The following is a 12,260-nucleotide window of genomic DNA, read 5'->3' as shown; positions in this document are numbered from 1 at the left end:
TTTACGAACGGCCGCTTACGCAGTTTAGCGCAGTTGGTTGGCTTCGTAGAAGGCTTCGTCGGCTATGGCGATCAGCAAGGACAGGAATAACCGGATTACCGGCATTGCAGCCTTCCCATCAGGACAAAAACTACAAAAGAGCGTCAGTCCCGAGCCTTCTGCTCGGACTGACGCTCTTTTTGGCATTGCTCGCACGCTAATCACACAGATTTAACCGGCAGCACACGGTACGTACCTCCCGCCTCCGCCGTCCACTCCAACGTACCGTCTCCGTTCAACTCGCAGGAGACGGGCCGCCCTTCTTGTTCGATGCGGACAACCCCGGCCGTCCTCAGTCTGCACCGACCACCATGCGCCGCAAGCACCTGCGCCTCCTCCAATACGCCCGCTGCCCACTTGATCCTGACCGTATATCCGCCCCTGGCACGAAGACCGTTTACTTCTCCTTCCTGCCAGCCGGACGGAAGCGCCGGCAGCAGATGAAGCGCGCCCGCATGGCTCTGCAGCAGCATCTCGGAGACGCCGGCCGCCCCGCCGAAGTTGCCGTCGATCTGAAAAGGCGGATGATTGTCGAGCAGATTCGGAAGCGTGGAATGGGCGAGCAGCGCCCGGATGTTCTCATAAGCCTGCTCCCCGTCCTCCAGCCTCGCCCAGAAGTTGACAATCCAGGCCCGGCTCCACCCGGTATGGCCGCCCCCGTTGGCAAGCCGCCGCTGCAAAGTCACGCTCGCTGCCCGGCTCCACTCCGGCGTGCCGCGCACGGTAAACCGCGTACCGGGGTGCAGAGCAAAAAGGTGCGAGATGTGCCGGTGTCCCGGCTCCGTTTCCTCGTACTCTTCCATCCACTCCAGCAATTGCCCCTCCTTGCCGACGGCCGGCTCGGGCAGCCGATCCCGCAGGCTCTCCCACCGGACAAGCTCGGCCGAATCCTCGGACAACAGGTGGCAAGCCTCCATGCAGGCGGAGAACAGCTCATACAGAATCTGGTTGTCCATGGAAGGTCCGATACATAGCGTGCCGCGCTCCCCGCCGGGCAGCAGATACGTATTCTCCGGGGAAACGGAGGGCGCCGTCGCCAGCTTGCCGTCCGCGGTCTCCACGAGGAAATCCTCGAAAAATTCGGCTGCCTCCCGCATGACCGGATAAGCGTTTCTCAGAAATTCGATGTCTCTGCCATAGGCATAGTGCTCCCACAGGTGAAGGCAGAACCACGCCGCGCCCATCGGCCAATAGGTAGCGGGCAGATACATATCCTGCGGCGCCGTATCCGCCCAGATATCCGTATTGTGATGCGCGACGAATCCCTTGCAGCCGTACATGACGCGAGCGGTATGCCGCCCCGGCGCCCGCATGCGTTCGAGCAGGTCGAACAAGGGCCGATGGCACTCCTGAAGAGCAAGCGGCTCGGCGGGCCAATAGTTCATTTGCGTATTGATATTGATCGTATATTTACTGTCCCAGGGCGGGAGCATCCGATCGTTCCAGATGCCCTGAAGGTTGGCCGGGAGCGATCCCGGCCTGCTGCAGGAGAGCAGAAGATAACGTCCGTACTGCACGTACAAGGCAATCAAGGCGTCGTCTCGCGCACCCTCCTGAACACGACTCAATCGGCGATCGGTCGTCAAAAGATCGTGCGCGGCCGCTTCGTCTAAGCTGCCCAGCCGAAGCGCGAATCGTGCCATGAGCGGCCCAAAGTCCGCCAGATGGCGATGCCGTAGACGCGCATACCCTATTGCGCTTGCCGCTTCCAGCGTCGACAGGCACCACCCTTCCGGGTCCTCCTCTCGGAATGTCGTCGCTGCGGTGAGCAGCAGCGTGACGGCATCCGCGCCGCTGATCGTCAGGTGCTCTCCGACGATCCGCGTCTCTCCGCCCGACACCTCCGCCCGCAGGGCGGCCCGGAAGGCCATGCCGCCCGCCCCGCCGCATTCTCCCCGCATGACGAGCGTGCGGTCACCCGCCCGCACGGTTTCCTCCATATAGCGATTGTCGCCTCTGGCCAGCCGGATCGTCAGGTTCAGGCTGCCCGCCGTCTCGGCCTTGCACCGGATCGCCAGCACGCGGTCGGGAAAGCTGCTGAACATTTCCCTTGAGAAGCTGCGGCTGCCCGCGCGATAAGCCACGGTGGCGATTCCTTGGTCCAGTACGAGCGCTCTGCTGTATTTCGTAATCTCTCCGTCATGATCGAACGACAGAAGCAAATCCCCGAGCGGCATATAATGCCGCTGCGTATCCGGCACCCCGGACAACGCCATGACGGCGAGCGCCTGCGCCTCCCGAAGCCGGCCCTCGCGCAAGGCTGCCCGAATCGCTTCCAGACTGCCCGGCGCATCCGGGTTGTTGCGGTCGCGCGGACCGCCGTACCAGACGCTGTCTTCGTTCAGCGCGATCCGTTCGGCGACGGGGTCGCCGAACGCCATGCCGCCGAGGAACCCGTTGCCGACCGGCAGCGCCTCCTCCCAGGTCTCTGCCGGCCGGTCATACCAAAGCCTGTTCTTCCCGCCCATTATTGGCCCCAGAACTGCACTTCGCTCACATTGCCGTAGCTGTCGGCGCCGCCGATATAACGCAAGTACCGGTACGGCGTGCTGCTGCTTATCGTAACCTCAACCCATCCGGCCGTCGCCGGTGCCGTCGTCACGGTATAAAAATCCGCGAACCCGCTGCTGCCGCTCGTGTTGGAGCCCTGGAACTTGGCCCCGGCGATGCGGCCCAGCTGGTCTGCCCGCGGATAATACCTGATTTTCGTCACCGTCTTGACATTGCCTGCGCCGAGGTCGATGCCCGCATACGCGCCGGCCGCCGTCTTTGAATCGTAGAAGGTCGCGATATTTCCGTCATATACTTTGTCGGCGGTATCGCTCGGCCCCCATGTCGCGCCTCCGTCGCTTAATACCGTTCCCGTGAACTGCTGTGCGGCCGGCGGCGCAGTTCCGTTACCGTAAAATTCCACTTCATTCACATTGCCGTAGCTGTTGGCGCCGCCGATATACCGCAAATAACGGTAAGGCGTGCCGCTGCTTATCGTAACCTCCACCCAATCGGCCGTGGCCGGCGCCGTCGTCACGGTGTACAAATCCGTGAATCCGCTGCTGCCGCTCGTATTGGAGCCCTGAAACTTGGCGCCGACCATGCGGCCCAGCTGGCCCGCCCGCGGATAAAACCTGATTTTCGTCACCGTCTTGGCATTGCCCGCACCGAGATCGATGCCGACGTAAGCGCCCGTAGCCGTCGTCGAATCATAGAAGGTTGCCGTATTGCCGTCGTATACTTTGTCGGCGGTATCGTTCGGCCCCCATGTTGCGCCCCCGTCGCTGAATACCGTTCCGGAGAGCTTCGTCTGAACCGCCGTGCCCACGGTGATCGTCGTTTCCTTCCTCGCCGCTCTGCCCGTATTGTCCCACACCACCAGCGTAACCTTGTACGTGCCGCCATTCGGATAGGCGTAGGAGACGCTGCCCGTGCCGCTGGTCGATACGGGAACCCCGTCGCCAAAATCCCACAAGGACTTCGCGATGCTTCCGTTATCCGTAGACGTATTGGTGAAAGTGACGGCCTGGTTCGTGGTGACGGAGGTCGCGCTCGCCGTGAAGTTGGCCGTCGGCTTGGCATTGCCGGCATAGCCGGTCGAGGTCAATTGCGTATTGGTCCCGTTGCCCGTGACCGTATTCCCGCTCCACTCCAGATTGGCCAGGCCCGGATTGATGTTAATCGACGCGCCCGTATTGTTTTGGATCTTGTTGCCCGTGAAGCTGTAGCCGGCCACGCCGGTGCTCGATGCGAACTCGATGCCGTAGCCCTGGTTGCTCGACATCTCGTTGCTGTCGAGCGTGACGTTTTTCGCATAGCCGTTCGTACGGAAGCCGTGGCCTGCGTATCCGGGATAAGGCGCGTTGGGATCGCTGACATACGTGTTCAGAAAACGATTGTTGTAAAAGTATTGATTAAGAATGTCGCCGCCTGCGCTGCCCTGGAGCTGAATCCCCCATTGCGTCATGTACTGCACGGTATTGTTCGCATAGTAGCTGTAGCCGTCCGCCTGGGACGCGGGCGATGCGATGGAAAATCCGTAGGCCTGGCCGCCGTTAATCGTATTGTCCGTCGTGACGATATAGGAGGACTTGATGATCTCGATACCCGGTGTCCGCAGCGATGCATTCGTACTGCTGATCGTGTTGCGCCGGATGCTTACATTGTTCGTGGAATCCAGACTGATCCAGTGGTCGATGACGTTGTCCTCCACCACCGAGTTGTGGCAGCCGTTATACAGCTCAATCCCGAGTCCCTCCAGGGACTGGCCGCTGCCTGCGATCGTATTGCCGCGGATGACCGCATTCGTCGAGCTGCCGGCGCAGAAGATGCCGCCGCGCCCCGTATTCGTAATCGAGTTGCCGAGCACCTTGTTGCCCGTCGAGCCGTTATCGAAGCGAATCGCAGCGCCCCAATCCGAATTGACGGCGATGTTCGTAAAGGTGTTGTTCTCGATCGTCGAGTTGGTGACGCCGCCGGTCTGGGTGGTCGAATTGCCGTAGAATGTGATCGCCATCGGGCCCCAGCTGCTGTTGGAGGTCGCCGTAAAATTTTTAAACGCGTTATGGTGAATCCAGAAGCCGGTTCCGTTCGTCGCATCGATGCCCTGGACGGCATGAACGTTGCTGTTGGCGTCGAAGGTGAGGTCGGAGATCTCCAGATTCGAGACGTTGGCGGCGTTCACGAGCACCTGATCGGTTGTCCCCGTGTATTTGACGATGGTCGTCGTTTGACCCGCGCCTTTCAGCTTGATGCCGGTCTTCGGGACGATGGCGCTCGTGATGTTGTACGTGCCGGCAGGGAAGTAGACGGTGTCTCCGGCTGCGGCCGCGTTGATCGCGCTCTGGATCGCCGACGAAGTAAAGCCGCCGACGTTGATCGTGGCCGCGTACGCCTGGGTCCCTGGTGCTACCGCAAATACCAGACTTGCAGACAAGATGAAGCTCATGATTTTACCGAATGGCTTTTTCATGTTCACTTCTCCCTATGCTCAAAATGTAAACGGTGTCACAACACAATCTGCGCAAGCGCATCCGCCGGTACGGGCTTGATCTCGACGACCCTGCCGCCCGAACGAATCGACTCCGCCGCCGCGCAGCCCGCCGCCACGCTCATTCTTCCCGCCAGCGGCGTCGCGACGGGCGGCTTGCCCTCCAGCACCATGTCCAGAAAATCCCGGCAGATCTCGGGGTCCGAGCCGCCGTGCGAGCCTTCGCCCGTCGGCTTGATGTCGTACGTCCGATCCGACATCTCGTGCCATTTGTTCGAGCGTCGGGACTGCACGTACACCTTGCCCTTCGTCTCGTCGTTTTCCATCCGCCCTTCGGTGCCGATAAACGTATAGTTCCGGTGATAGTCCGGCGTGAAGTGGCACTGCAGGTAAGCCGCCTTGATGCCGCCGGACAGCTCCATGTTCACGATGTTGTTGTCCTCCACATCGATCTCCTGGCGGAAGGCGCATTGATTCAAGTGACTGACCAGTTCCGCCTCGGTGCACGTCTCGTTCTCCGGGCAGGCCGGGCAGGTCAGATCGTTCGGCTTATCCCCGCCGTAAAAATCCAGGCTGCCGAAGGCAGATACCCGGCTTGCGTACTGGCCCGTGATCCAATGGATCATGTCAATGTCGTGCGAGCCCTTCTGCAAAAGGAGCGAGGTGGAATTTCGTGAATGGCCGTGCCAATCGTGATAGTAGAAAAGTCCGCCCAGGCCGACGAAGTGCCGCACCCAGACTGCCTTGATCTCGCCGATCTCGCCCGAATCGACGATCCCCTTCATCGTGCGGTACATGTTCTGATAGCGCATGTTGAAGCCGACCATCAGCTGCTTGCCCGACACCCGCCACGCCCGGAGGATGTTGTCGCAGCCGTCTACCGTAATCGCGAGCGGCTTCTCGCAGAAGACGTGCTTGCCCGCCCGAAGCGCCGCGACTGCATGCTCTTCGTGCATGAAGTCCGGCGAGGTGACGGCGATCGCGTCAATATCCTCGCGTGCGATCAGTTCCCGATAGTCGGTCGTGACAAAAGCGTCCGGGTTCAGATCGCGCTTGAACTCGCTTAAGCGATGCTCGTAAATATCCGCGGCGCCGACCACGACGGATCTGCCTTTCGGGCTATGCCAATACTGGGCGATATCGCCACGGCCCCGCGCCCCAATGACGCCCATACGCACTTGGTTCACGTTTTCTGTCTCCCCTTTACTTCTTGCCTTTACTTCTTGCCTTTGCTCTTCAGCCATTCGTCCAGCTGCTTTTGCCGTTCCTTCAGCACTTTTTCCGATCCCGCCTTTTTGAGGGCGTCGATTAACTTGGGCATATAGACGGTCGGGTCGACGGAGCCTGTCTTGACGGCGTCATCGTATTCCTTGTATACCGCTTCGAGATTGGCCGTCTCCGTCTTGACCGCAGAGGGATCGAAGCTGAAGCCGAAAATATCGGGCACGAAGGCCGTATCGTTGAGATCGATCGTCTTTTTCCACGTATCCTCGGGCTGGCCTTCCTTCAGATAACCGATCGTCACGTTGCCCATCGCCCAGCCCACATCAGGCGCATAGCCGCCGTCCTTCTTGAGCACGATGGTATTCGGCCCTTTTTTGTCATAGTGCTTGCCTTCAATTCCGTACGCCATCAGATTGAACAGCTGCGGATCCGTGTTCATCAGATTGAGGAACATCATCGCTCTTTCCGGATTTTTGGAGGTGCGGCTAATAAAGGTCATCGTCGGTTGAACGCCCGAGAACTCCGGCTGCGTCAGCGGGGCGTAGACCACTTGATGCCCCCCGTTATGGCTGAAAATGTTGGCTTCTCCGCCGGGCTGCAGCGTCCAATCGATATAGGACACGATTTTTCCCGATTTCAGCGTCTCGTCGAAGTTGGCGGTGGCGACGTCCTTGGGGATGTAGCCTTTGTTGAACCAGTCGTAGAGCAGCTGGATATGCGCCATATATTCCGGCATCGATTCCATTTGCAGCAGCGTGTACGTCGGATCGCCTTTTTTGTAATAGGTGTCCTGGATGCCCTCGTACCCGCTAGCGAGCGCCGAGAACGAATTGGCCTGCGAGAAGTAAGGGATCATATCCGGTTCATTTTGCTTGATCTGCGCCAGGAAGGGCTCCAGATCCTTGAACGTCTTGATCTTGCTGACATCGAAATGATACTTGTCGAGGTATTCCTTCTGGATGATGAACCCGGTCGCCTTCGCGGCGACCTGATAGTTCGGGATCGCCATCAGCTTGCCCTTCGACGTCTTGGAGCCCTCAATGACGGATTCAGGCAGACTGTTCATGAAGTCGGGCGCGTACTTGGGGAGCAGCTCCTGAAGATCCTGGAAGGCGCCCTTTTCCGCATTGCTCTCATAGTTGAACATCCAGTTGGACGTCCAGCCGATGTCGAACGCTTCGCCCGAGGAGACGATCGTGTTCAGCTTCTGCTCGTAATCGCCGAATACGACGGGCATGAACTTGATCGTGGCGTTGATCTTGGGCTGAATATATTGATTGACCGCCTCCTCCACGGAAGCATAGTCCTTCTGCAATTCTCCCTGCGGGAAATAATAAGTTAGTTTGACAGGCGGCAGCTCGCTGCCGGACGACGCCTGAGCCCCGGACGAAGAGGCGGACGGAGCGGATGACGATCCGGACGACGCTGGCGCTTCGTTCTTGGCGGAGCAGGCGCTGACGAGCAGCGCGCAGAGCACGATTGCAATTCCTAATTTCTGACGACCAGCCTTTTTCATAGTCATATCCAGCCGACCTCCCGGTTTGTATTTAACGCATGACTGCATAAATTAAATATCTGCAGGGCCCTTGCAGATCTTAATTCCGACGATTTAGCCTTTCAGGGAACCGACCGTAAGGCCTCTTACGAAGTACTTCTGGAAAAACGGAAACACGAACATCATCGGGCCTGCCGCCAACACGGTCATCGCCATCCGCGCCGACAGGTTGGGGAACTTGGACGTATCGATCGAGATGCCCGACATGAACTGCGAGTTCGTGCTGAGAAAGTTGATCGTGTTCATCATGCGGGTCAGCAGCAGCTGGATCGGGACCAGTCGTTCGTTGTTGATGTATAGAAGCGCTGGAAACCAGGAGTTCCAATAGTTAAAGGCGATGAACAGACCGAGCGTCGCAAGCGCGGGCTTGGACAAGGGCAGCACGATGCCGAAGAAGATCCGCCACTCGCGCGCGCCGTCCACCTTGGCCGATTCGATCAGCTCGCGGGGAATTTCGCCGATGAATCCCTTCATGATCAAGATATAGAAGGGCGTCAGCATGCCCGGCAGAATCAGCGCCCAGATCGTATCCTTCAGGTGCAGATACTGCGTCATCAGAATGTAAGAAGGAACCAGGCCGCCGTTGAACAGCATGGTGAAAAAGACGTAAAAGGTCGTGCCGCGCACATAGCGGTAATCCTTGCGGGACACGACGTAGGCTGTCAGCGAGGTGAGAAACAGACTCCCTATCGTCCCGAGAATTGTCGTCTCAATGGTGACCCCGTATGCCCGAACGAGCAGCAGCGGCGATCTGAAAATATACGCGTAGGCATCCAGGCTGAACGCGGCCGGGATCAGCTTGTAGCCGTCGCGGATCAAGGACTGCTCCTGCGTGACGGATATGGCAATGACCAGCAGGAACGGCAGCAGCATGGCCAGGAATATCGCAACAAAGACGAGATGAATAACAATGTTCGCGGCGGACGTTCGGTTCGCGGTCTGCGTCATTGGTTTCTCTACCATAAGGAATTCTCCGGATTCAGTCGTTTGGCCAGGGCATTGGCGAGCAGCACGAGGACAAGTCCTACCGTGGACTGGAACAATCCGACGGCCGAGGCCATCCCTACGTCGCCCAGCTTGGTAAGCGCCCGGTACACGTACGTATCGATAATATCCGTCGTCGGGAACGTCATGCCCGAGTTGTTCGGGATGAAGTAGTGCAGTCCGAAGTCTCCCGAGATCAAGCCGCCGACGGACAAAATGAGCAGAATCGAGATGATCGGCATAATGAGCGGAATCGTGATCTTCCTCGCCATCTGCCATCTCGTGGCCCCGTCGATGCGGGCGGCTTCGTAATATTCAGGGCTAATCGCGATGATGGCGGCAAAATAGACGAGCGTGCTGAAGCCGATGTTTTTCCACAGACTCACGATGTTCAGGATGTACGGCCAGGGCCCCGTCTCCAGGTACCAGTTGTGCGGCGCCGCTCCGAATGCCTCCAGCAAGCGGTTCAACAGCCCGTTCTTCAGATCCAGCAGCGTGAACACGATATAATACACGACCACCCAGGATAAGAAATAGGGCAAGAACAATGCCGTCTGGTACACCTTCACCGCTTTTCTCGAGATCTCGTTGAGCAGGACGGCGAAGGTCAGGGAGAACACGGTCGTCAGGAGCAGATAGCCGATCTGATACAGCACCGTGTTGCGGGTGATGCGGAATGCATAGTCGGATACGAAAAAGAATTCGAAGTTTTTGAACCCGATCCACGCGCTTCCCCAGATGCCTTTGTCGTAATGGAAGTCCTTGAACGCCATGACGATGCCCAGCATGGGCAGGTAGGAAAACAGGAAGATGTACGCGAGGCCGGGCAAACCCAGGGTAAACAGCTCCGCGTTTTTTTTGAACAGGCTCCATTCGCTTCTGACTCGATTCCCCAATTTTGTTCACCTCGTCTTCTTTCGCATTGTCGGTTTGCTGCCTTCATTGTCACGAATCCGCCTCTGCTTTCCTAGTGCAAATTCCCGGATTTATTGCTTAATCCGGGTGCACTTCTCGTGTTTTTCTTCGCTCGGACCCGCGCCGGGCAAGAAAAAGGGCCGTCCGTCGGCTTCATACCGCAGGACGACCCGCAACCTCTACTTCGCTTGCTTGTTCAGCGACTTTTTCAGACGATAGTCGCCCGGCGTGGACCCCAGCTTTTTCTTGAATAATTTGAAAAAGTAGCTCTGATTGGCGAATCCGACCTTCTCCATGATCTCGGCGATCGTATCCTTCTCGTGCTCCAGCAGGTCCATCGCCAGGGTGAGCCGGACCTCATTGATATAGTCGGCGACGGATATCGTTTCGCTTTTCTTGAACATTCTGCCGACATAGTCGGCGGATAGCTTCAACATGCCGGATATCGACTGCAGGCTAAGGCCCAGGTCCGCATAGTTCTGCCTGACGATATCCTTGATCGATTGGACGAGAATATCGTTGCGGGCGCCCGTCTCCTCGCTTTTCTGCCGGCCGATCTCTTCCATGCTCTGCAGGATGGTCTGACGGATCTCCTCCAGCGATTCGATCTCCCAGATACGCATGCTGTACATGTCCAGGTCGATCTCGACGGGCTTCACGCGGTTGTCGTTCATTTCCTTGAGCGTCTGCCGGATCAGGATCGCGATCTGCATCATATCCGTCATGATCTGGTCGTAGGCGCATCCGGCCAGATGCGCGATCAGCCTGTCCAGCGACGCGCCCACCAGCTGTCTATCGCCCGACTTGATGCCTTCCACGAGCTTCTTCTCCAGCTCCGCCGGCATGCCCAGATGGCCGCTGCGAAGGTTGTCCGCCACCATATCGAACGTGATCAGGGACTGCCTGCCATACACGAGCTTGTACCGGATCGCCTGCTGCGCCTTGCCATACTGCTCGCTGATCTCCATATGACGGGAGAACGGCTCGCTCAGCGCCGCGCTGACCGTAATTTTATAGTATTGGGCCACAGTTTGTTGAATCTGCCGCAGGATCTCGAGCAGGTGACCGATGTCCGTCTCGCGATCGGCGCTCACCAGGAAGGCCAGGTGATCCGATCTCATCTCCGCGCCCGTGCAGCGGTAGTCCCGATTGATGAACTCCTCCGCGATGTTCATGATCGCAAAGTGGAACACCTTGATGTCCTGGGCCTGCAGCAGCCGGCTCATCCGGCCGATGCCATCGATGGACATCACCAACAGCATATACGGACCTTGCTCGCCGATGTTCAGCCCGTTGCGCCGTACGGTTGCGATCAATCGCTCCCGGTCGTAATCCGCGCCTTCCACCAGCAGCCTTCTGAAATAATACATCTGCACGACATCCCGGTGATCCGCCTGGAACCGTTTGACTTCATGCAGGTTCTCCATCACCCGCTTGTACGTGTCGGACAAGAAGGACAACTCGTCCTTGGCGGTGCCCTCATCGTGGCCGTAGCCTGTTCTGACCTGGCTGAAGAGAAGATCCACCGGCCGATACAGCCGGCGGGACACGATGAAGGAAGCGATAGCGGCCATCAACAGGAAGATCGCCGTGGTCAAGATCGACAGCTTGCGAATCTGCCGCGCGTTATGAATGACGGAGCTGTACGGCTGCAAGCTCACCGCATACCAGCCCGGGATGACCGTATTGGAGTACGAGACGACCTGCTTTTCGCCGCCGATGCTATGGATAAAGTAGCCGCCGGCGCCGCTTGATCCGGCGCGCTCGGCGATGAGCGTCCGCAGCAGCTCCGTATCCGCCCCCGGCTTGCGGTTCGAGCTCAGCGTGTTGCCCGCCTGGTCCATCAGGACGATCGAGCTGTCCTGCCTCACGGCAAAGTCGTTGATTAGATCGATACTGTCCATCAGCCAGGCCGGCTTGATATTCACGATCAGCGCGCTGTCGCGCGGTTCATACGGCCCTAGGCGTTCATACATAATAAAAGAAAACCAATCGATCTCCGGACTTGCATCCGACAGCTTCATGGGAATCAGCTTCATTTTCTGGACATCTTCGTTTTTGAGGTATCGCAGCAAACGTCTCGACTCTTCGCTGTCCGGACTCCTGAACTTCGCGTTGCCCCCCGAATAGAGCTGGTCCGAGAAGCCGTTGTACACGACAATCGAATCCAGGAACGAGCTCGATCGGACGATCGTGTCCAGCTTGTTCAGCTTCTTCACCAAGTCCAGCACCTCGACGTCCTCATTCGTCCTGAGGGCGGTCAGCTCCGCGTCCCAGAACAGGAAGCCGATCATGTTCTTCGCGATCTCGTCCATGGACGAGATGTTGTAGTTAATCTGAGCCAGCGTGGCCTCGTGGTACTCCTTTTGCATCTGGATGACCGAATCCTTGGATAAATAGTACAGGGATACGGACGAACCGATCAGGATAAATGCCGTGATGACGGAAATGGAAACGAGAATGCGCAGCAAATACTTCTTCGACTTAAAGCCCCGGTACAGCTTCATCTACATCGCCCCGCTAGTCGACCATTGTATCCTTTATCATCTCAAAATCAGCCAA

The 12,260-nt window shown here is 58.1% G+C and carries 8 protein-coding genes; 1 reads left to right on the top strand and 7 read right to left on the bottom strand.

Features of this window, described 5'->3' with window-relative positions; all coding sequences use genetic code 11:
• Positions 1-64 precede the first annotated feature (64 nt).
• On the top strand, positions 65-214 hold the full coding sequence (locus ACFSR7_RS25415; RefSeq protein WP_378166452.1) for a hypothetical protein: 150 nt from the start codon (positions 65-67) through the stop codon (positions 212-214).
• Here the strand turns inward: ACFSR7_RS25415 and ACFSR7_RS25410 are convergent.
• The 7 genes from ACFSR7_RS25410 to ACFSR7_RS25380 form a co-directional block, all read right to left on the bottom strand.
• Positions 201-2,507 (bottom strand): glycoside hydrolase family 95 protein, encoded by a 2,307-nt coding sequence (locus ACFSR7_RS25410; RefSeq protein ID WP_378166450.1) that lies wholly within the window; start codon positions 2,505-2,507, stop codon positions 201-203. The two genes, ACFSR7_RS25415 and ACFSR7_RS25410, sit on opposite strands and share 14 nt — an antisense overlap.
• Complete coding sequence (locus ACFSR7_RS25405) at positions 2,507-5,002, bottom strand: right-handed parallel beta-helix repeat-containing protein (protein ID WP_378166448.1); 2,496 nt, start codon at positions 5,000-5,002, stop codon at positions 2,507-2,509. The genes ACFSR7_RS25410 and ACFSR7_RS25405 overlap by 1 nt, the downstream gene beginning before the upstream one ends.
• Positions 5,003-5,037: 35 nt before the next feature.
• Positions 5,038-6,207, bottom strand: coding sequence for a Gfo/Idh/MocA family protein (locus ACFSR7_RS25400; protein WP_378166446.1), 1,170 nt, complete (start codon positions 6,205-6,207; stop codon positions 5,038-5,040).
• A 29-nt stretch (positions 6,208-6,236) separates the two neighbouring features.
• The gene (locus ACFSR7_RS25395; RefSeq protein WP_378166444.1) at positions 6,237-7,766 is read right to left on the bottom strand and encodes an ABC transporter substrate-binding protein; all 1,530 of its coding nucleotides are present in this window, start codon (positions 7,764-7,766) and stop codon (positions 6,237-6,239) included.
• 87 nt (positions 7,767-7,853) lie between these two features.
• On the bottom strand, positions 7,854-8,762 hold the full coding sequence (locus tag ACFSR7_RS25390; RefSeq protein ID WP_378166442.1) for a carbohydrate ABC transporter permease: 909 nt from the start codon (positions 8,760-8,762) through the stop codon (positions 7,854-7,856).
• Positions 8,756-9,679 (bottom strand): ABC transporter permease, encoded by a 924-nt coding sequence (locus ACFSR7_RS25385; protein WP_378166440.1) that lies wholly within the window; start codon positions 9,677-9,679, stop codon positions 8,756-8,758. The genes ACFSR7_RS25390 and ACFSR7_RS25385 overlap by 7 nt, the downstream gene beginning before the upstream one ends.
• Before the next feature lie 198 nt (positions 9,680-9,877).
• Entirely contained in the window at positions 9,878-12,205 is a 2,328-nt protein-coding gene (locus ACFSR7_RS25380) for a helix-turn-helix domain-containing protein (RefSeq protein WP_378166439.1), read from the bottom strand.
• Positions 12,206-12,260: the final 55 nt, after the last annotated feature.

This window comes from Cohnella sp. GCM10020058, from assembly GCF_042683485.1.
Taxonomy (GTDB): Bacteria; Bacillota; Bacilli; order Paenibacillales; family Paenibacillaceae; genus Cohnella.
Note: the sequence above shows the minus strand (reverse complement) of the source record. Positions and strands in the feature narration are given on the sequence as shown.

Excerpts from the sequence above, each read along its gene's own strand:
- ACFSR7_RS25415 (WP_378166452.1), top strand. The coding sequence starts at position 65 with ATGGCGATCAGCAAGGACAGGAATAACCGGATTACCGGCATTGCAGCC.
- ACFSR7_RS25410 (WP_378166450.1), bottom strand. The coding sequence starts at position 2,507 with ATGGGCGGGAAGAACAGGCTTTGGTATGACCGGCCGGCAGAGACCTGG.
- ACFSR7_RS25405 (WP_378166448.1), bottom strand. The coding sequence starts at position 5,002 with ATGAAAAAGCCATTCGGTAAAATCATGAGCTTCATCTTGTCTGCAAGT.
- ACFSR7_RS25395 (WP_378166444.1), bottom strand. The coding sequence starts at position 7,766 with ATGACTATGAAAAAGGCTGGTCGTCAGAAATTAGGAATTGCAATCGTG.
- ACFSR7_RS25390 (WP_378166442.1), bottom strand. The coding sequence starts at position 8,762 with ATGGTAGAGAAACCAATGACGCAGACCGCGAACCGAACGTCCGCCGCG.
- ACFSR7_RS25380 (WP_378166439.1), bottom strand. The coding sequence starts at position 12,205 with ATGAAGCTGTACCGGGGCTTTAAGTCGAAGAAGTATTTGCTGCGCATT.